General features: G+C 74.1%; 22 protein-coding genes and 1 pseudogene. 11 read left to right on the top strand and 12 right to left on the bottom strand.

The annotated features are described in order from the left end of the window. Nucleotides 1-34 precede the first annotated feature (34 nt). The 7 genes from FHX36_RS10830 (at nucleotide 35) to FHX36_RS10860 (ending at nucleotide 5,486) form a co-directional block, all read left to right on the top strand. Nucleotides 35-1,714, top strand: a complete 1,680-nt coding sequence (locus FHX36_RS10830) for a nitrite/sulfite reductase (protein ID WP_110551031.1) — start codon at nucleotides 35-37, stop codon at nucleotides 1,712-1,714. Beyond that, nucleotides 1,711-1,905, top strand: a complete 195-nt coding sequence (locus FHX36_RS10835) for a hypothetical protein (RefSeq protein WP_220035825.1) — start codon at nucleotides 1,711-1,713, stop codon at nucleotides 1,903-1,905. The genes FHX36_RS10830 and FHX36_RS10835 overlap by 4 nt, the downstream gene beginning before the upstream one ends. Beyond that, nucleotides 1,902-2,615, top strand: a complete 714-nt coding sequence (locus tag FHX36_RS10840) for a phosphoadenylyl-sulfate reductase (protein WP_110551030.1) — start codon at nucleotides 1,902-1,904, stop codon at nucleotides 2,613-2,615. Before FHX36_RS10835 ends, FHX36_RS10840 begins: the two co-directional genes overlap by 4 nt. An 84-nt stretch (nucleotides 2,616-2,699) precedes the next feature. Continuing rightward, complete coding sequence (locus FHX36_RS10845) at nucleotides 2,700-2,999, top strand: 4a-hydroxytetrahydrobiopterin dehydratase (protein ID WP_110551029.1); 300 nt, start codon at nucleotides 2,700-2,702, stop codon at nucleotides 2,997-2,999. 89 nt (nucleotides 3,000-3,088) lie between these two features. Continuing rightward, a complete protein-coding gene (locus tag FHX36_RS10850; protein ID WP_110551028.1) occupies nucleotides 3,089-3,472 on the top strand; it encodes a nuclear transport factor 2 family protein in 384 nt (127 codons plus the stop codon). Nucleotides 3,473-3,504: 32 nt separating this feature from the next. Continuing rightward, nucleotides 3,505-4,932 carry an FAD-dependent oxidoreductase gene (locus FHX36_RS10855; protein ID WP_110551027.1) on the top strand — a complete coding sequence of 476 codons (1,428 nt, stop codon included), beginning with the start codon at nucleotides 3,505-3,507 and terminating at the stop codon, nucleotides 4,930-4,932. A 116-nt stretch (nucleotides 4,933-5,048) separates the two neighbouring features. After that, entirely contained in the window at nucleotides 5,049-5,486 is a 438-nt protein-coding gene (locus FHX36_RS10860) for a VOC family protein (protein WP_220035824.1), read from the top strand. Here FHX36_RS10860 and FHX36_RS22895 read toward each other — a convergent pair whose 3' ends face one another. From FHX36_RS22895 to FHX36_RS10880, 5 genes and pseudogenes are all read right to left on the bottom strand, one after another. Then, on the bottom strand, nucleotides 5,487-5,696 hold the full coding sequence (locus tag FHX36_RS22895) for a hypothetical protein (RefSeq protein WP_246405456.1): 210 nt from the start codon (nucleotides 5,694-5,696) through the stop codon (nucleotides 5,487-5,489). Between the two features lie 50 nt (nucleotides 5,697-5,746). Continuing rightward, a pseudogene (locus FHX36_RS24160) lies at nucleotides 5,747-6,010 on the bottom strand (GNAT family N-acetyltransferase); the annotation flags it as partial. Between the two features lie 45 nt (nucleotides 6,011-6,055). Beyond that, a complete protein-coding gene (locus FHX36_RS10870) occupies nucleotides 6,056-6,460 on the bottom strand; it encodes a DUF3037 domain-containing protein (RefSeq protein ID WP_181428653.1) in 405 nt (134 codons plus the stop codon). Further along, nucleotides 6,457-7,314 (bottom strand): HipA family kinase, encoded by an 858-nt coding sequence (locus FHX36_RS10875; protein WP_110551024.1) that lies wholly within the window; start codon nucleotides 7,312-7,314, stop codon nucleotides 6,457-6,459. The genes FHX36_RS10870 and FHX36_RS10875 overlap by 4 nt, the downstream gene beginning before the upstream one ends. A gap of 12 nt (nucleotides 7,315-7,326) precedes the next feature. Then, entirely contained in the window at nucleotides 7,327-7,980 is a 654-nt protein-coding gene (locus FHX36_RS10880) for an SDR family oxidoreductase (RefSeq protein WP_146251527.1), read from the bottom strand. 36 nt (nucleotides 7,981-8,016) lie between these two features. On the opposite strand from FHX36_RS10880, the gene FHX36_RS10885 reads away from it, so the two are divergent. Continuing rightward, on the top strand, nucleotides 8,017-8,562 hold the full coding sequence (locus tag FHX36_RS10885) for a DUF1990 domain-containing protein (RefSeq protein WP_110551022.1): 546 nt from the start codon (nucleotides 8,017-8,019) through the stop codon (nucleotides 8,560-8,562). Here FHX36_RS10885 and FHX36_RS10890 read toward each other — a convergent pair. From FHX36_RS10890 to FHX36_RS10920, 7 genes are all read right to left on the bottom strand, one after another. After that, nucleotides 8,559-9,386, bottom strand: coding sequence for a formate/nitrite transporter family protein (locus tag FHX36_RS10890; RefSeq protein ID WP_110551021.1), 828 nt, complete (start codon nucleotides 9,384-9,386; stop codon nucleotides 8,559-8,561). The genes FHX36_RS10885 and FHX36_RS10890 overlap by 4 nt on opposite strands. Before the next feature lie 41 nt (nucleotides 9,387-9,427). Continuing rightward, nucleotides 9,428-10,174, bottom strand: a complete 747-nt coding sequence (locus FHX36_RS10895; protein WP_183513728.1) for a hypothetical protein — start codon at nucleotides 10,172-10,174, stop codon at nucleotides 9,428-9,430. Then, on the bottom strand, nucleotides 10,171-11,073 hold the full coding sequence (locus FHX36_RS10900; RefSeq protein ID WP_110552341.1) for an ATP-binding cassette domain-containing protein: 903 nt from the start codon (nucleotides 11,071-11,073) through the stop codon (nucleotides 10,171-10,173). The genes FHX36_RS10895 and FHX36_RS10900 overlap by 4 nt, the downstream gene beginning before the upstream one ends. Nucleotides 11,074-11,133: 60 nt before the next feature. Then, nucleotides 11,134-12,705 (bottom strand): multicopper oxidase family protein, encoded by a 1,572-nt coding sequence (locus tag FHX36_RS10905; protein WP_220035941.1) that lies wholly within the window; start codon nucleotides 12,703-12,705, stop codon nucleotides 11,134-11,136. Beyond that, entirely contained in the window at nucleotides 12,675-13,097 is a 423-nt protein-coding gene (locus FHX36_RS10910) for a hypothetical protein (protein ID WP_110552342.1), read from the bottom strand. Before FHX36_RS10910 ends, FHX36_RS10905 begins: the two co-directional genes overlap by 31 nt. Nucleotides 13,098-13,196: 99 nt before the next feature. Continuing rightward, on the bottom strand, nucleotides 13,197-13,946 hold the full coding sequence (locus FHX36_RS10915; protein ID WP_258372734.1) for an FAD-binding oxidoreductase: 750 nt from the start codon (nucleotides 13,944-13,946) through the stop codon (nucleotides 13,197-13,199). Nucleotides 13,947-13,956: 10 nt separating this feature from the next. Next, nucleotides 13,957-14,568: a sulfite oxidase-like oxidoreductase gene (locus FHX36_RS10920; protein WP_110552343.1), complete on the bottom strand. Its 612-nt coding sequence runs from the start codon at nucleotides 14,566-14,568 to the stop codon at nucleotides 13,957-13,959. 208 nt (nucleotides 14,569-14,776) lie between these two features. Here FHX36_RS10920 and FHX36_RS10925 point away from each other — a divergent pair, with 208 nt between their 5' ends. The 3 genes from FHX36_RS10925 to FHX36_RS10935 are packed head-to-tail and all read left to right on the top strand — an operon-like array spanning nucleotide 14,777 to nucleotide 18,197. Next, nucleotides 14,777-15,487, top strand: coding sequence for a succinate dehydrogenase cytochrome b subunit (locus FHX36_RS10925; RefSeq protein ID WP_110552344.1), 711 nt, complete (start codon nucleotides 14,777-14,779; stop codon nucleotides 15,485-15,487). Between the two features lie 11 nt (nucleotides 15,488-15,498). Beyond that, entirely contained in the window at nucleotides 15,499-17,445 is a 1,947-nt protein-coding gene (locus tag FHX36_RS10930) for a fumarate reductase/succinate dehydrogenase flavoprotein subunit (RefSeq protein WP_110552345.1), read from the top strand. After that, the gene (locus FHX36_RS10935; RefSeq protein ID WP_110552346.1) at nucleotides 17,442-18,197 is read left to right on the top strand and encodes a succinate dehydrogenase/fumarate reductase iron-sulfur subunit; all 756 of its coding nucleotides are present in this window, start codon (nucleotides 17,442-17,444) and stop codon (nucleotides 18,195-18,197) included. Before FHX36_RS10930 ends, FHX36_RS10935 begins: the two co-directional genes overlap by 4 nt. Nucleotides 18,198-18,248: the final 51 nt, after the last annotated feature.

An 18,248-nucleotide genomic window follows, 5' to 3' on the forward strand; every position in this document is an offset into this window, starting at 1 on the left:
CCTCCCGTGCCGGCGCAGATGGAGAACCACTGACGTGTCGACCCCCACCCGCAGCAGCAGCCGGCCCCAGCGGGGCCAGGGCCAGTGGGCACTCGGCTACCGCGAGCCGCTGAACCCGAACGAGCGGATGAAGAAGGACTCCGACGGGCTCGACGTGCGGCAGCGGATCCTGGACATCTACGCGCACACCGGCTTCGACGGCATCGACCCGGGCGACCTGCGCGGGCGGATGCGGTGGATGGGCCTCTACACCCAGCGGGCGCAGGGCATCCCCGGCGGCAAGACCGCCGTGCTGGAGCCCGAGGAGCTCGAGGACTCCTACTTCATGCTGCGGGTGCGCATCGACGGCGGGCAGCTGAGCACCGAGCAGCTGCGGGTCATCGGTGGCATCAGCACCGAGTTCGGCCGGGACGTCGCCGACGTGACCGACCGGCAGAACGTGCAGCTGCACTGGATCCGGATCGAGGACGTGCCGGAGATCTGGCGCCGGCTGGAGCAGGTGGGCCTGTCCAGCACCGAGGCGTGCGGCGACGTCCCGCGCGTCATGCTGAACTGCCCGCTGGCCGGGGTCCTGGAGGACGAGATCGTCGACGCCTCCGCCGTCCTGGCCGAGACGGTGGAGAAGTACCTGGGCGACCGCGAGTTCAGCAACCTGCCGCGCAAGTGGAAGACGTCGATGTCCGGCTGCGTCGACCGCTGCACCGAGCCGGAGATCGACGACGTGTCGTTCAACGGCGTGGTCAACGCGGACGGCGAGGTGGGCTACGACCTGTGGGTCGGCGGCGGTCTGTCGACCAACCCGATGTTCGCCAAGCGGATCGGGGTCTTCGTCCGGCCCGAGCAGGTCTCCGACGTGTGGGCGGCCTGCACGTCGATCTTCCGCGACTACGGCTACCGCCGGTCGCGGAACCACGCCCGGATCAAGTTCCTGATGGCCGACTGGGGCCCGGAGAAGTTCCGCCAGGTGCTGGAGGACGAGTACCTGCACGCCAAGCTGCCCGACGGCCCCGCCGCCGCGCCGCCGAAGCACGAGGAGCGGGACCACGTCGGCGTCAGCAAGCAGAAGGACGGCGCCAACGCGCTGGGCTTCGCGCTGCGCACCGGCCGGCTCAGCGGCACCCTGCTCACCCGGATCGCCGACCTGGCCGAGGAGTTCGGCGGGCAGGGCGGGCGGATCCGGACGACGACGCAGCAGAAGCTGGTCATCCTCGACGTCCCCGACGAGCGGGTCGAGGAGCTGGTCGCGGCGCTGGCCGAGCACGACCTGCTGGTGCGGCCCAGCGCCTTCCGCCGCGGCACCATGGCCTGCACCGGGCTGGAGTTCTGCAAGCTGGCGATCGTCGAGACCAAGGCGCACGCCCAGGAGCTGTACGCCGAGCTCGAGCGCCGGCTGCCCGGCTTCGACGAGCCGATCGGCATCAACGTCAACGGCTGCCCGAACAGCTGCGCCCGGTTCCAGACCGCTGACATCGGCTTCAAGGGCATGATCGTCCGCAACGCCGCCGGCGAGAGCGTGGAGGGCTTCCAGGTGCACCTGGGCGGCCACCTCGGCGTCGAGGCCTCCTTCGGCCGCAAGTTCCGCGGCCACAAGATCACCAAGGAGGAGACGGCGGACTACTGCGAGCGGGTGCTCCGCGGCTACCTCGACCGGCGCACCGAGGGCGAGCGGTTCGCCTCCTACGTGGCCCGCGCCGAGGAGGAGTGGCTGCTGTGACCGACCCGGAGCCGGGTGGTGTGACCCAGCGCACGTCCGGAAGGACCCGCCAGCTGCCGGTGTTCCACTGCCCGTACTGCGGCGAGGAGGACCTCACGCCGCACGGCGAGGACCCGGACGGCTGGCACTGCGGTGCCTGCCTGCGCGCCTTCGCCGTCCGCCTGATCGGAACGGGGGTGCACCACCCATGACGATCGCCCTCACCACGGCGACGCCGGAGCTGGCGGCCGAGGCCGACGCGCGCTTCGAGGGGATCGCCGACCCGGTCGAGCAGGCCCTCGCGGTGCTCACCTGGGCCGGCGAGACCTTCGGCGACTCCTTCGCGATCACCTCGAGCATGGCCGACGGGCTGCTCGCCCACCTGGCCAGCCGCGCCGTCCCCGGCGTCAACGTGGTCTTCCTGGACACCGGCTACCACTTCGCCGAGACCGTCGGCACCCGCGACTGGATCACCAGCGTCCTGCCGATCACGCTGCACAACGTCCAGCCGCCGCGCACCGTCGCCGAGCAGGACCTCGAGCACGGCCCCCGGCTGTACGAGCGCGACCCCGACCTGTGCTGCTCGCTGCGCAAGGTGCAGCCGCTGGCGCAGGCGCTGGCCGGCTTCACCGCCTGGGGCTCCGGCGTCCGCCGCGACGAGGCCGTGACCCGGGCCGGCACGCGCGTCGTCGACTGGGACGCCAAGCGCGGCATGGTGAAGGTCAACCCGCTGGCCGCCTGGACCCAGGACGACGTGGACGCCTACATCGCCGAGCACCAGGTGCCGGTCAACCCGCTGCAGGAGATCGGCTACGCCTCCATCGGGTGCGAGCCGTGCACCCGCCCGGTCGCCCCGGGCGAGGACCCGCGGGCCGGTCGCTGGGCGGGCAAGAACAAGGTGGAGTGCGGCCTGCACCTGTGATGAAGGACCTCGTCCCACCCCACGACGCGCTTCGCACGCCGCGGGCCCCTGGGACGAGGCCGTTCCAGCAGGCATGATCAGCGCATGCCGCGTCCTCCGCGCCTGTCCCCCGACGACGTCGCCACCGCGCTCGCCGAGCTGCCGATGTGGTCCGGCGGCCCCGACGGGATCGAACGCACGCTGGAGCTCCCCTCCTTCCGGGCCGCCGTCGAGGCGGTCAGCGTGGTGGCCGACGTCGCCGAGCAGCTGGACCACCACCCGGACATGGACCTGCGCTGGACCAAGGTCCGGCTCGCCGTGGTCACCCACTCCGCCGGTGGCCTCACCGAGCTGGACCTGGAGCTGGCCCGCCGGGTCGACGCCCTCTTCCCCGCCCGGGACTGATCGCCACCCTCGGTGACGGCGCGCGGATCCCACTGCACGGCGTCCCCGGTGGACCGCCGCCCCTCGCGCCCGCGAGTAGCTTCCGGCGGGTGACCTCCACCGCCGCCGGCACCGCCGTCGACAGCTACGCCCGGGCCTGGCTGGAGACCGACCCGGCGGCCCGCCGGGCGCTGCTCGACCAGTGCTGGGCCGAGGACGGCGTCTACTGCGACCCGATCGGCCGGGCGACCGGGCGCGACGGGTTGTCCGACCACATCGGCGGGTTCCAGGCGGAGCAGCCGGGCGCCCGTCTCGAGGTGGTCAGCGGCGTCGACGAGCACGACGGCTACGTGCGGTTCGGCTGGCAGCTGCGGGCACCGGACGGCTCGGTGGCGCTGGAGGGCACGGACTTCGGGGAACTGGACGGCGACGGAGTGCTGCGCCGGATCATCGGCTTCTTCGGCCCCCTCCCCCCGGGTGGTCCGGCGAGCTGACCCCGACGCCGCCTCCACGGACGGAGGACGGCATGGCTGTGATCGTGGTGCTCGGCGGCGGTGTGTGTGGCCTGGCCACCGCCATGGTGCTGGCGCGGGACGGGCACGAGGTCCGCGTCCTGGAACGGGACGCCGGACCGGTCCCGGACTCCCCCACCGACGCGTGGCAGGGCTGGCACCGGCCCGGGGTGGCCCAGTTCGGCCAGGCGCACTACCTGCAGGCGAGGTCGACCCGGGTGCTCGACGCCGAGCTGCCCGACGTGCGGGACGCCCTGCTCGCCGCCGGCGCGCTGCGCTACGACCTGCTGGACAACGCCCCACCCACCGCCGGCGTGCTCGACCGGCGCCCGAACGACGACCGGTTCGTCAGCGTGACCGCGCGCCGGTCGACCCTGGAGCAGGTGGTCGCCCGCGCGGCGGCCGAGGAGCCGCGGGTCGAGGTGGAGCGCGGCGTGGAGGTCGACGGCCTGGTCACCCGCGCGCTGGACGGCGTCCCGCACGTGACGGGGGTGCACACCAGCACCGGCCGGCAGGTCGACGCCGACCTCGTGGTGGACGCCACCGGCCGCCGCTCCCCGGTGCCGGCGTGGCTGCGCGCGGCCGGTGGCCGGTCGCCGCACGAGGAGGCCACGGACTCCGGCTTCAGCTACTACACCCGCTTCTTCCGGTCCCGGGACGGCGGCGGCCTGCCACCGCTGCGGGGCGCGTTGCACACCGCGGTCGGCACCTTCTCGGTGCTGACCATCCCGGCCGACCTCGGCACCTGGTCGGTCACCCTCGTCGCCGACTCGCACGACCGCCCGCTGAAGGAGCTGCGCCACGAGGAGGTGTGGGCTGCCGTGCTGGCCGCCTGCCCCCAGCAGGCCCACTGGACGGACGGCGAGCCGATCACCGGCGTGCTGCCGATGTCGGGCGTGCTCGACCGGTACACCCGGGCGGTGGTCGACGGCGCACCGGTCGTCACCGGCCTGGTCTCCGTGTCCGACGCCTGGGCGTGCACCAACCCCTCGCTCGGCCGCGGCGTGAGCATGGGCTTCCTGCACGCGACCTGCCTGCGGGACCAGCTCCGGGAGGGGGTGGACGACGACCCGAGGACCTTCGCGCAGCGGTGGGACGACGGCGTCGAGCGCACGATGACGCCCTGGTACCAGGCGACCCTCGCGGTCGACCGGGCCCGGCTGGCCGAGATGCGGGCGCTCCGCGACGGCCAGGTACCCGAGCCCCCGCAGGGGCGGGCTGCGTTGGGCCCGGCGCTGCGCCAGGCCGCGCCGCACGACCTGGAGCTGTTCCGCGCGATGCTGGAGATCGTCGGCTGCCTGGCGCTGCCGGCCGAGGTGTTCAGCCGCCCGGGGCTGGCGGAGCGGGTGATGCGCACAGCGGCGGAGCACCCGTCTCCCGGCGCCCCCGGCCCGGACCGGGGGCAGCTGCTGGCGCTGCTGGCGGGCGTGCCGGTGCGCTGACCGGGGCGGTCAGCCGGGCGACGGCCCGGCGCAGGTCGGTGGCGGGCACGCCCACCGCGGAGATCTCCATGCGCGGGGTCTACTCCCGGCCACCGACAGGACGGCAGACTCGACGGGTGCGTCCCGTGCAGATCGTCATCGACGCCCAGGACACCCAGCGGCTGGCCGGCTTCTGGGCCGGCGCGCTGGCCGACCGGGGCTACCGGCTGCCCACCCCGCCCGACGGTGCCCCCGACTGGCCCTCCTGGCTGCGGGCCCAGGGTGTGCCGGAGGAGGAGTGGGGCGCCGGCTTCGCGCTGGACAACGACGACGAGACCCAGCCCCGGGTGTTCCTGCAGCGGGTGCCGGAGGCCAAGACCGCGAAGAACCGGGTGCACCTGGACCTGCAGGCCGGGGGTGGCCAGCGGGTGCCGCTGGCCGAGCAGGAGCAGCGGGTGGCGGCCGCCGTCGAGCGGCTCACCGCGCTGGGCGCGACGCACGTGGAGAGCAGGACCGAGCTGGGCACGCACTGGGCGGTGCTGCGCGACCCGGAGGGCAACGAGTTCTGCGCCTGATCAGCGCAGGCCCACCGCGTCGTGGCGCCAGAAGACGTCGGGGTACACGAAGGTCCCGGTCATCCACGGCTCGTGGGCCGGCAGCAGCACCGCCTGGAACGCCGGCTCGGGGATCCGCAGCGACGGCCGGCGGAACCCGAGCCCCGCACCGGCGACGAACCCCAGCCGGCCGTAGTACGCCGGGTCGCCCTCCAGGAAGACGGCCGGCACCCGCTCGCGGCGAGCTGCTCGAGGCCGGTCCGGACCAGGCTCGCGCCGAGCCCCTGCCGCTGCCGCTCGGGCAGCACCGCCAGCGGGCTGAGCGTCTGCACCGGCACGAGCTGCCGCGGTGCGTCGAGCAGCGCCGGGGAGAACCGCACGTGCCCGACGACGCGGCCGTCGTCCTCGGTCACCAGCGACAGACCCGGGGGCAGCTCGTCGAGCAGGCCGACCACCACGTCGCCGTGGTCGCCGAAGGCCGCGCGGTGCAGGGCGTGGAGCTCGGCGTGGTCGCCCAACCGCTCGGGGCGCAGCAGGACGGTCACGACGCCGCACCCTGCCAGCCGACGGGTCCCGCGTCGCGCGGGTTCTCAGTCGGTGACGGGCAGGACGAGCAGCCGCAGCAGGCGGTCGGCCTCGGCGTCGGGGTCGGCGGTGAGCCCGGTGTGCACCGGCCCGGGCTGGACGACGGTGCTCCGCGGGGCGGTGAGCCAGCGGAACCGCGACCCCAGCGCCTCCCGCCCGGCGGCACCCGCGACGACGGCGGCCGAGCACACGTCGGCGGCGGCCTGCAGCGCGGCGGTGATCGCGACCGGGTCGGCCGTGGGGTCCAGCGCGCGCAGCCGCTCGGGGTCCAGGTGCACCCGCGAGCCCAGGTAGTCGCGCTGCCGGCAGTACACGAGCACCCCGGCGTTCAGCGACTCCCCGCGCTCGACCCGCGGCACCACCCGGAGCACGGCGTACTCGAAGGTGTCCTTGGACGTCACAGCCCTCATCGCTGGGTCACCCCCTCCGGCGGGGGCGGGCCGAGCCAGGTCGGCCGGTTCTGCCCGCGGGGTGCGGTGCGCCGGCCGGCACCACCGGCGGCCGCCGCGGCCACCACGCCGGGCAGCCAGGAGTCGCGGGCGGCGAGCCGGTCCAGCAGCTGGGTGACGTAGCGCTCACGGACGTCGGCGGGGGCGTCGTCCGGCTCCGGGCCCTCCAGCCAGGCGTCGGGCACCTGGGCGAGCACGTCGGTCAGCGTCGCCCGGGTGACCAGCGGCGCGAGCGCGGCGTCGGCGGCCCGGACGTCGGGCTCGCACTCGATCAGCGCGTGCTGCACCGCGTCGTAGGCACGGGTCACCGCGGCGGCGGCGCCGGGCCAGCTGTGGTGGAAGGTCAGCGCGGCACCGTGGTCGATGAGGTGCAGCCGGCCGTGCCAGAAGAGCATGTTCGGGTTCCGCCACGACCGGTCGACGTTGCCGATCAGCGCGTCGAACCACAGCACCCGGCCGGCCAGCTCGGAGCCGACCTGCGCGGCGCCGGCCTCGAAGTCCAGCGCACCGGGGAGGTAGTCCATCCCCAGGTTCACCCCGGCGGAGTTGCGCAGCAGCTCCTGCACCTCCTGGTCGGGCTCGCCGACCGCCAGCTCGGGGGCGACGTCGACGGTGACCAGCGCGGGCACCGGCAGCGACAGCCGGCGGGCCAGCTCCCCGCAGACGACCTCGGCGGCCAGCACCTTCACGCCCTGGCCGGCCGCGCGCCACTTGACCACGTAGGTGCCGAGGTCGTCGGCCTCCATGAGCCCCGGCAGCGAGCCACCCTCGCGCAGCGGGGTGACGTAGCGGGTGGCGGTGACGGCGGCGAGCACAGTGGCCTGACCCTATGCGGTCCGCTGCGACTGGAGCTGCACCTCCACCGGGCAGACGTGCGCCGGCGTGCCGACGACCCAGCGGACGGCGTCGGCGACGTCCGCGGGCTGCAGCAGCCGCGCCGGCTCCACCCCGGGCGCCTGCAGCCCCGCGCCGGCCGCGACCAGCCCCGGGGACAGCAGCGTCACCGCGACGTCCCGGTCGCGGACGTCGAGGAAGACCGACCGCGCGAAGCCGGCCAGCCCGTGCTTGCTCGCCACGTAGGCCGGGTTGCCGGCGAACGCGGTGTGCGCGGCCGCCGACCCGAGGAGCACCAGCGACGACGGCGCCGCGGCCAGCAGGGCCGGCAGCACGCCGCGGGTCACCCGCATGGCCGCGGCCAGGTTCACCGCCAGCAGCTCGTCCCAGACGGCGGGGTCACCGGTGTCGGCCGGTGCCCAGTCGAACAGGCCGGCGGCGTAGACGACGACGGACAACCGGTCGGGCAGCTCGGCCAGCGCAGCGTCCACCTCGGCCGGCTCCCGCAGGTCGACCACCCGGGACCGGGCCGGCAGGCGCCGGGCGTCGCGGCCCCAGCCGAGGCAGTCGTGCGCCGCCGCCGTCAGCGCCCGGACGACGGCCGCCCCGATCTCACTGCTCGCACCCACCACCAGCGCCTGGCCCATCCGGCCCCGGTACCCCGCCCCGCGCACACTGACCCGGTGGGACTCCTCCGCCGCACGACGCTCCAGCAGCTGACCGACGCACCGTTCACCTACGACGAGCAGGGCGCCACCCGCGACGGCGTGCTGCCGGCCGGCTACGACCACGTCGAGCGTCAGCACGTCGTCGGCTCGGGGCGGGCGGACTTCGACCGGGCCTCGGCCGCGGTGTTCCGCTGGGCCGCCCAGCGCGGGGCGGGGCTGCGGATCCAGGCCGACGGCCCGGCCAGCACCCCGGGCACCGTGGTCCTGATGACCGCTGGGCTGCGCCGGCTCGGCCTCGACATCCCGTGCCGGGTGGTCTGGGTGGTCGACGAGCCCGACCGCCGCGGCTTCGGCTACGGCACCCTGCCCGGCCACCCGGAGAGCGGCGAGGAGTCCTTCGTCGTCTCGCTGCGCCCGGACGGCGACGTGGTCTACGAGCTGCGCGCGTTCTCCCGGCTGGCCACCCGGCTCGCCCGGCTCGGGGCGCCGGTGGCCCACCGGGTGCAGACGCTGGCGCTGGACCGCTACGTCGCGGCCATCCGCCGGGCCGCGGCCGGCTAGTCGTCGGCGCCGGCGGCCGCGCGCTCCCGCTGGATCATGTCCTTGCTGCGCACCAGCCGGAGCAGCGTGACCACCAGCAGCCCGCCGGCCATGTTCAGCAGCGTCGTGTACCAGAACCAGGCCAGCCAGTCGCCGTAGCCGAACGGCGCCCCGGCGTGCAGCGCCGCGAAGATGACCAGCGAGTCCAGGATCGAGTGGAACAGCTGCAGACCGGCGAGCACCAGGGCGCCGGCGAAGGCAGCGACGATCTTCGCCCCGTCCGACGTCGTCCCGTGCTGCATGCGGGTCATCAGCGTGATCGCGATGCCGGCGAGGAAGGCCAGCGCCGCGGACTCCAGGTCCAGCGGGGCGGTCACGAACGCCGTGGCGCTCTCGACCGCGGTGGCCCGCAGGTCGGGCAGCGCGTGGACGACCAGCCACATCAGCGCCCAGCCACCGATCAGGTTGCCGACCAGCGTGCCGCTCCACAGCTTGCCCAGCTGGCCGACGCTCGCCCGCCCGGCCACCACCGCGGTGACCGGCACCAGGAAGCCCTCGGTGAACAGCTCGCTGCGGGCCAGCAGCAGCGCGACGAAGCCGACGCCGAACGCCAGCCCGGCCAGCAGGTGGCTGCCGGTCTCGGCGTACACCGCGAACAGCACGACGACGCCGATGCCGATCTCCAGCCCGCCGGCGAGACCGGTGGTCAGCACCTCCCGCCAGGTGCGGTGCAGCCGCTGGGCCCCCTCGCTGACGATGGTGTCGAAGGCCTCCTGGAGCTGGTCCTCCGTCGGCCCCTCACTGTCCCCGAGCTCCTGCCGTGCGGTGTCCTGCCCCTGTGCCATGCGCCCCGGCGTACCCGGTCGGGCGCCGCGGAACCAGCGGCTCAGGGGTCGCGGCGGTCCAGCAGGACGGCGGCCAGCAGCCAGGTGCCGGCGGCCCAGGCGGCGGTCACCGCCAGCCCGACCGCCCAGCCGGGGCCGGCGACCAGGAACGGGTCGCCACCGACCCGCAGCAGCGGCAGCGCCTCGGCCAGCCGCTCGCCGGTGCGGCCGAACAGCGGCAGCAGCAGCGGGAGCAGGAAGACCAGCGCGGCGCCGGCACCGACCCCGCCGGCCGTCGAGCGCAGGAGCGCGCCCAGCGCCACCGCGAGCACCGCGGTCAGCGCGGCCGTGGCCACCTGGAGCAGCAGCGCCCGGCCCACCCCGGCGCCGACCAGCGGCACGCCGCCGTCGACCGCGGTCAGGGAGCGGGCGGCCAGCCAGCAGACCAGCGCCAGCACGCCGGTGAGCCCGGCGACCGCACCGGCGACCACCCCGGTCTTGGCGGCCAGCCACCGGACCCGCCGGGGCACCGCGGCGAGCGAGGCCAGCACCATCCCGGTGGCGAACTCGCCGGCGGCCGCCGTCACCCCGACGACGACCACGGCGAACTGGGCGAAGCCGAAGCCGATGAGGGCGATCCCCACCGCGTTGCCGGCGCTGTCGGCGGACGGCGTCGTCGAGGCCGCCAGCCAGCCGAACGCACCGGCGACCAGCACGTACACCGCCGCGGACCACCAGGTCGAACGCACCGAGACCAGCTTGGTCCACTCGCTGCGCAGCACGGCGGGGAACCGCACCGGGGCGCTCACCGCTCGCCCGTCCGGTACTCGACGTCCTCGCCGGTGAGCGCGTAGTACGCCGCCTCCAGCGAGGTGGTGGCCCGGGTCAGCTCGTGCAGCCGCACACCGGTGGCGAAGGCGACGTCGCCGACCTGCTCGGCGTCCAGCCCGCGCACCTGCAGGGTGCCGTCGGGGTCCCGCGCCACCCGGCCACCGGCCCGCTGCAGCGCAGCGGCGAGCGCCGCGGTCTGCGGGGTGCGCACCCGGACGACGGCGTCCGCGCCGAGCAGCTCGGCCATCGGCACGTCGGCCAGCAGGCGGCCGCGGCCGAGCACGACCAGGTGGTCGGCGGTGTCCTGCATCTCGCTCATCAGGTGGCTGGAGACCAGCACCGTTCGACCCTCGGCGGCCAGGTCGCGCACCAGCTCCCGCACCCAGCGGATGCCGTCGGGGTCCAGGCCGTTGACCGGCTCGTCGAACAGCAGCACCTCCGGGTCGCCGAGCAGCGCCACCGCGATCCCGAGCCGCTGCCCCATGCCGAGGGAGAAGCCGCGGACCCGCTCGTCGGCCACCGCCGCCAGCCCGACCAGCTCCACCACCTCGTCGACCCGGCTGCGGGGCAGGCCGTTGCTCTGCGCCAGCGCCAGCAGGTGGGCGTGCGCGGTGCGGCCGGGGTGCCGGGCGCGCGGGTCGACCAGCGCCCCCACCGCGCGCATCGGCGCGGGCAGCTGCGCGTACGGCACGCCGAGCACCGTCGCCGCCCCGGCGGTGGGCCGGGTCAGCCCGAGCACGCAGCGCATGGTCGTCGTCTTGCCCGAGCCGTTGGGCCCGAGGAAGCCGGTGACCCGGCCGGGCCGCACGGTGACCGTGAGGCCGTCGACCGCGGTCCGCGTCCGGTAGCGCTTGGTCAGCCCGACGAGCTCGATCACCGGCACCTCCGGCGGCCACCCCAGCAGATCCACGAGCCCCGGGGCCGCCGGACACGCGGTTCACACGGTGCGGATCGTCGCCATCATCGCCATGTCCTCGTGCTCGAGGTTGTGGCAGTGCACGACGTAGCGGCCGCGGTGGCCGGTGAACCGGACGGCGACCTCCACGACCTCCCGCGGCCGCACGTCGACGGTGTCCTTCCAACCGGCGTCGTAGGGGCCGGGGCCGCCCGGGCCGCGCCGCAGCACCTGGAAGCCGTCGAGGTGCACGTGCACCGGGTGGTGGACGTCGGTGCGGAAGCGCCAGGTCTCGGTCTCCCCGAGCGGCACGTCGGCCTGGGAGGCGTCCGGGTCGAACGGCAGGCCGTTGACCGTCCAGCCCGCGTGCCCGCCGACGCTGCCGCGCTCGAAGACGAACTCGCGGCGGACCCGCCCCGGCACCAGCGTCTCCACCTCCGCCAGCCGGTCGGGCACGCGGCTGTCGTCAGCGGCCCGGCGCACCACGCGGAAGCGCATGACCTCCCCGGTCCGCCCCTCCCCCAGCTCGTTCACCATCGTCACCTCCGTCCCGACCGGCACGGCCGAGAAGTCGACCAGGACGTCGAACCGCTCGGCCGGCGCCAGGGTGAGCGACCGGTGCTCGAGCGGCGCCGCCAGCAGCCCGAGGTCCGAGCCGATCTGGGTGAGCGGCAGGGCTCCCCCGCCCTCGACCCGGAGCGCCAGCTGGAACCGGCGGGCGTTGGCCGCGTTGAGCAGCCGCAGCCGGTACCGGGCGGCGTCGACCTCGTGCACCGGCCAGGCGGCCCCGTTGACCAGCACGACGTCGCCGAGCACGCCCTCCATCCACTCGTCGGCGACCCCCGGCTCGTGGCGCAGCGCCGGGTCCCGCGCGGGGTAGGCCAGCTCGCCGTCGGCGTCGAAGGCCCGGTCGCAGATCAGCAGCGGCAGCTCCCGGTCGCCGCGCGGGAGGGGCAGGGAGTCCTCGACGTCGTCCCGGACGAGGTGGAAGCCGGCCAGCCCGCGGTAGACCGCCGGGCCGGTGAAGTCCATCCGGTGGTCGTGGTACCAGAGCGTCGCGGCCCGCTGGTCGTGCGGGTAGCGGTGCTCGCGGACCCCGGCCGCGAGCGAGCCGGTGCCGTGGTGCGGCGTCCAGCCGGTCGTGTCGCCCACCGGGACGACGAGGTCCAGCGGCCAGCCGTCGTGCTCGGGCGAGGTGTGCCCACCGTGCAGGTGGACGACGGTGGGCACCGGCAGCTCGTTGCGGTGCCGGACGACGAGCGGGCGGCCCCGCCGCGCCTCGACCGTGGGGCCGGGGAAGACCCCGTCGTAGCCCCAGACCGTGGTCCGCACCCCCGGCAGCAGTTCTGCGGTGCCCCGGCGCTGGGTCAGCTCGACCAGGTCGGCGCCGTCCCGGGTGCCCACCACCCGGGCGACCGGGGGCACCGGCAGCGGCACCTGGAACGACCGGGGCAGCGGCACCGCGCTGGCCAGCTGCTCCCCCGTCTGCCCGGGCGGGGTGTCCAGGTCCAGCGCCCCGCAGCCGGCCACCGCGAGACCGGTCGCGCCGGCCAGGCCGAGGAAGCCGCGCCGGGAGAGCGCGCTCACCGCGCCCGCCGCGCGGCCGGGCTCCACGCCCAGCCGGTGAGCACCACCACGGCGGTCACCACGCCCGCACCGAGGGGCACGTGCACCGACAGGGTTCCGGCGTACCCGAACGTCAGCTGGACCACCTCGGCGGCGGCCGCCAGGACGGCGACCGGCAACACCCACCACCGGCCACGTCCGCCGAGCACGTAGGCCCCCGCGACCACGGCGGTGGTCACCCCGAGCAGCACGAGCAGGCCACCGGCGATGCCGTGCCAGACGACCGCGTCGACGTCGCCGCCCAGGAACAGCCCGGCCAGCACCGGCAGGGTCACCGCGGTGACCAGCTGCGCGGTGAGCGCGACCCGCAGCAGCCACAGCGAGACCCGGGGCCGGTGGGACCGGACCGGGGGCGCCGGCCGGAGAGCCAGGGAGTCCATGCCGCGAACGTAGGAGCGGGCAGCCGCCCCGGACATCGGGGAACACCCCGGTTCCCCGACGTCCGGCTACGCGTCTGGACGTACGCCGACCCGCCCGGGTCAGCGCTTGGGCAGCTCCAGCGCCGAGGGCCCGAAGCGCTCGACCCGCACCGAGGGCGCCGGGATGCCGAGCCCGACCAGCAGCTGGCTGGCGGCCTCGGCGAAACCGGCCGACCCGCAGACGAACGCGGTCTGGCCCTCCTCCCACAGCGGCAGCAGGTCCATCGCGGTCAGCCGGGCGGCCGGGCGGATGCCGTGCGCCTCCCGGGTGGTCACGACCAGCGCGCCGGCGTCGGCCAGCTCGTCGGCGTAGGGCAGCTCGGCCAGCGTGCGCGCCGACACCGCGACCCGGAGCAGGTCCAGCCGGCCGATGTCGCGGGCGTGCCGGACCATCGCCACCAGCGGGACGACGCCGGTGCCGCCGCCCACCAGCAGCGCGGGGGTGGTGCCGTCCCAGACGAACCACCCGCCGATCGGGCCGCGCACCTCCAGCTCGTCGCCGGGCTCGACGACGTCGGCCAGGTAGGTGGAGACCTCGCCGTCGTCCAGCCGCTCGACGAACAGCTCGACCAGCGGGTCGCCCGGCGCCGAGGCGACCGAGTACGACCGCTGCGCGGTGTAGCCGTCGTCGGCGGTCAGCCGGACGACGTAGTGCTGCCCCGGCAGGTGGTCGACCCGGTCGTGCACGTCGAGCCGGAGCTCGACCGAGCGCGCGATCGGACGGCGCAGCCCGGCCACCGTCGCGGTCGTCCACCCACCGGCCGGCGCCCGGCCCGGCTGCACGCCCGGCTCACCGATCGACGGCTCCACGGGGGCTGCCTCAGTCACCCTGGTACCGCTGCTGCTTCCACGGGTCGCCCCGGTCGTGGTAGCCGTTCTGCTCCCAGAAGCCCTGCTGGTCGCGCTTCAGGACGGTGATCCGGCTGATCCACTTGGCGCTCTTCCAGAAGTACAGGTGCGGCACCAGCATCCGCACCGGACCGCCGTGCTCGGCGGTGAGCGGCTTGCCGTCGAACTCCCAGACGATCCAGGCCTTGCCGCCGGTGACGTCCTCGATCGGCAGGTTCGTCGTGTAGCCGGTCTTGGAGGTGGCCATCACGAACCGGCCCTCCTCCTTCGGCTTCGCGACGTCGAGCAGCGAGTCGACGCTGATGCCGCCGAAGACGGTGTCGAACTTCGACCAGGTGGTCACGCAGTGGATGTCGCCGCGGTACTCGGCGCCGGGCAGCGCGTGCGCCTCGTCCCAGCTCCAGGTGGTCGGGTTCTCCACCTCGCCGTCGACGGTGATCGACCAGGTCTCCGGGGTGATCCGGGGGGTGGGCTCGGCGGTCAGCACCGGCCAGTCGCCGCCCACGTCGTACTGACCGGGGGGCAGCCGCGGGTCGCTGGCGGTGCGGCGGCGACCGAGGAAGCCGCGGGTGGGTCCAGGCACGTCGTCGTCCTCTCGGAGGCGCTCTCGGAGCACTCGACTGGGTCGCGGGCGATCTTCCTCCACCCCGGCCCCTGCTGTCAGCAGCGGGTGGCGAACGCCTCTCGACGGGCCCGGCGGGACGAACCCGCTGTTGAGGGTGCCCTTACATGAGGTGTGTCACGGCGGGTTCACCTGGGTGTCACGTGGGCAGTGGGCATACCGTGGCCCTGTGGCGACAGTGACGACGCAGCAGGCACCACGCAAGACCCCGAAGACCGGGAAGTTCAGCAACTCGGTCGTCAAGAAGGCCGTCATGGCCGTCAGCGGGATCATCATGATCCTCTACTTGCTGGCCCACATGATCGGCAACCTGCACGCCTTCGAGGGTGCCGACGAGTTCAACGAGTACTCGCACTGGATCCGCACGATCGGTGAGCCGGCCGTGCCCGAGGAGACGCTCCTCTGGATCATCCGGCTGGTGCTGCTGGTCTCGGTGGTCGCGCACTTCTGGGCGGCGATCTCGCTGTGGCGCCAGGCGCGCCGCGCCCGCCCGGTGCCCTACGTGACCAAGAAGCGGGTGCAGCAGAGCTTCGCCTCGCGCACCGTCCGCTGGGGCGGCCTGATCCTGGCGCTGTTCATCATCTGGCACATCCTCGACCTGACCTTCGGCGCGGTGAACCCGGCCGGCGGCGACTCGACGCCCTACGAGCGCCTCGTGGCCAGCTTCCAGAACATCCCGATCACGGCCTTCTACGTGGTCTCGATGGTGCTGCTGGGCCTGCACCTGCGGCACGGCATCTTCGCCGCCACCCAGACGCTGGGCCAGACCAACAAGCGCCGCGAGCGCGCCGTCAACGGGATCGCCTACGCCGTCTCGGGGCTGATCACCGTGGGCTTCCTGCTCGTGCCGCTGTCCATCGCCTTCGGCCTGATCGACTGACGGGAACCGCCATGACCCTCGAGCTCTTCACCGTCGGCGAGCCGATCGCCGACACCAAGGCCCCCCGCGACGTCCCCGTCCCGCAGATGTGGGAGGAGCGCAAGTTCCGCGCGCGGCTGGTCAACCCGGCCAACCGGCGCCGGCTGTCGGTCATCGTCGTCGGCACCGGCCTGGCCGGTGGCTCGGCCGCCGCCACGCTGGCCGAGGCCGGCTACCGGGTCAAGAACTTCTGGTTCCAGGACAGCCCCCGGCGGGCGCACAGCGTCGCCGCCCAGGGCGGGATCAACGCCGCGAAGAACTACCGCAACGACGGCGACAGCGTCCACCGGCTGTTCTACGACACGGTCAAGGGCGGCGACTTCCGCTCCCGGGAGAGCAACTCCTACCGGCTGGCCGAGGTCAGCGCGAACATCATCGACCAGGCCGTGGCCCAGGGTGTGCCGTTCGCGCGCGAGTACGGCGGCCTGCTGGACAACCGCTCCTTCGGTGGGGCCCAGGTGTCGCGCACCTTCTACGCGCGCGGCCAGACGGGCCAGCAGCTGCTGTACGGCGCCTACCAGGCCCTCGAGCGGCAGATCGGCCTCGGCAACGTCGAGACCCACGGCCGCACCGAGATGCTCGACCTGGTCGTCGTCGACGGCCGGGCCCGGGGCATCGTCGTCCGCGACCTGATCAGCGGCCAGATCAGCACGCACCTGGCCGACGCCGTCGTCCTCGCCTCCGGCGGGTACAGCAACGTCTTCTACCTGTCCACGAACGCCAAGGGCTCCAACGTCACGGCGGCCTGGCGGGCGCACAAGCGGGGCGCGTACTTCGCCAACCCCTGCTACACGCAGATCCACCCGACCTGCATCCCGGTCAGCGGCGACTACCAGTCGAAGCTGACGCTGATGAGCGAGTCGCTGCGCAACGACGGCCGCGTCTGGGTGCCCAAGGAGCGCGGCGACACCCGCGACCCGCGGGAGATCCCCGAGGACGAGCGCGACTACTTCCTCGAGCGCAAGTACCCCGCGTTCGGCAACCTGGTGCCCCGCGACATCGCCTCGCGCCAGGCGAAGAACGTCTGCGACGAGGGGCGTGGTGTGGGCCCGAACGGCCTCGGCGTCTACCTGGACTTCTCCGACGCCGTCCAGCGGCTGGGCCGCAGCACCATCGAGGCCAAGTACGGCAACCTCTTCGACATGTACAACCGGATCACCGGGGAGGACGCGTACGAGACCGGCATGCGGATCTACCCGGCGGTCCACTACACGATGGGCGGGCTGTGGGTCGACTACGACCTGGAGTCCAACATCCCCGGGCTGTTCGTGATCGGTGAGGCCAACTTCTCCGACCAGGGCGCCAACCGGCTGGGCGCCAGCGCGCTCATGCAGGGCCTGGCCGACGGCTACTTCGTGCTGCCGAACACGCTGGCCAACTACCTCGCCGACGGTCCGTTCCCCAAGGTCGAGGCCAGCCACCCGGCGGTGGTGGAGGCCGAGACGGCGGTGCGCGCGCAGACCGAGAAGCTGCTGTCGATCAACGGCACCCGCACGGTCGCCTCGTTCCACCGCGAGCTGGGCCGGCTGATGTGGGACCTGTGCGGCATGGAGCGCTCCGAGGAGGGCCTGCGCAAGGCGCTGGACCGGATCCCCGAGATCAAGCAGGAGTTCTGGACCAACGTCAAGGTCTCCGGCGAGCAGGGCATCTTCAACCAGAACCTCGAGCACGCCGGCCGGGTCGCGGACTTCATCGAGCTCGCCGAGCTGATGTGCGTCGACGCCCTGCACCGCAACGAGAGCTGCGGCGGCCACTTCCGGGCCGAGAGCCAGACCCCGGAGGGTGAGGCACTGCGCGACGACGAGGCCTTCGCCTACGTCGCCGCCTGGGAGCACACCCCGGACGGGACCCCGCCGGTGCTGCACCGCGAGGCCCTCGAGTACGAGTACATCCACCTCGCACAGCGGAGCTACAAGTGAATCTGACCCTGCGGGTCTGGCGGCAGAGGGACAAGACCAAGAAGGGCAAGATGGTGACGTACCACGTCACCGAGGTCTCGCCCGACATGTCCTTCCTCGAGATGCTCGACGTGCTCAACGAGAAGCTGATCCTCGAGGGCGACGACCCGATCGCGTTCGACCACGACTGCCGCGAGGGCATCTGCGGCTCCTGCGGTCTGATGATCGACGGCATCGCGCACGGCCCGGAGCAGGCGACGGTGTGCCAGCTGCACATGCGGTCGTTCAAGGACGGCGACACGATCGACATCGAGCCGTGGCGTTCCGGTGGCTTCCCGGTCGTGAAGGACCTGGTCGTCGACCGCTCCGCCCTGGACCGGATCATCTCCGCCGGCGGGTACATCAGCGTGCCCACCGGCACCGCGCCCGAGGCGCACGCCGTCCCGGTGCCGAAGAAGGACTCCGACGCGGCGTTCGACGCGGCCACCTGCATCGGCTGCGGTGCCTGCGTCGCGGCCTGCCCCAACGGCTCGGCGATGCTGTTCACCGCCGCCAAGGTGGCCCACCTCGGGCTGCTGCCGCAGGGCCAGCCGGAGCGCGACTCCCGGGTGCTGCGGATGGTCGGTCAGCAGGACGCCGAGGACTTCGGTGGCTGCACCAACATCGGCGAGTGCTCCGCGGTGTGCCCCAAGGGCATCTCGATGGAGACCATCTCCCGGCTCAACCACGACCTGCTCGGCGCGCTCCGGGCCGGAGCTGTCCCCGCCAGCTGACGAAGGACCCCCTGCCCCCCACTGCTCGCAGGCTCGCAGCGGGACCCTGCA

Source organism: Modestobacter versicolor (genome assembly GCF_014195485.1).
Classification (GTDB): Bacteria; Actinomycetota; Actinomycetes; order Mycobacteriales; family Geodermatophilaceae; genus Modestobacter; species Modestobacter versicolor.

Bases quoted from the DNA above. Each gene is read 5' to 3' on its own strand.
- FHX36_RS10840 (WP_110551030.1), top strand. From the start codon at position 1,902: ATGACGATCGCCCTCACCACGGCGACGCCGGAGCTGGCGGCCGAGGCC.
- FHX36_RS10845 (WP_110551029.1), top strand. From the start codon at position 2,700: ATGCCGCGTCCTCCGCGCCTGTCCCCCGACGACGTCGCCACCGCGCTC.
- FHX36_RS10855 (WP_110551027.1), top strand. From the start codon at position 3,505: ATGGCTGTGATCGTGGTGCTCGGCGGCGGTGTGTGTGGCCTGGCCACC.
- FHX36_RS10870 (WP_181428653.1), bottom strand. From the start codon at position 6,460: ATGAGGGCTGTGACGTCCAAGGACACCTTCGAGTACGCCGTGCTCCGG.
- FHX36_RS10880 (WP_146251527.1), bottom strand. From the start codon at position 7,980: ATGGGCCAGGCGCTGGTGGTGGGTGCGAGCAGTGAGATCGGGGCGGCC.
- FHX36_RS10890 (WP_110551021.1), bottom strand. From the start codon at position 9,386: ATGGCACAGGGGCAGGACACCGCACGGCAGGAGCTCGGGGACAGTGAG.
- FHX36_RS10910 (WP_110552342.1), bottom strand. From the start codon at position 13,097: ATGGACTCCCTGGCTCTCCGGCCGGCGCCCCCGGTCCGGTCCCACCGG.
- FHX36_RS10930 (WP_110552345.1), top strand. From the start codon at position 15,499: ATGACCCTCGAGCTCTTCACCGTCGGCGAGCCGATCGCCGACACCAAG.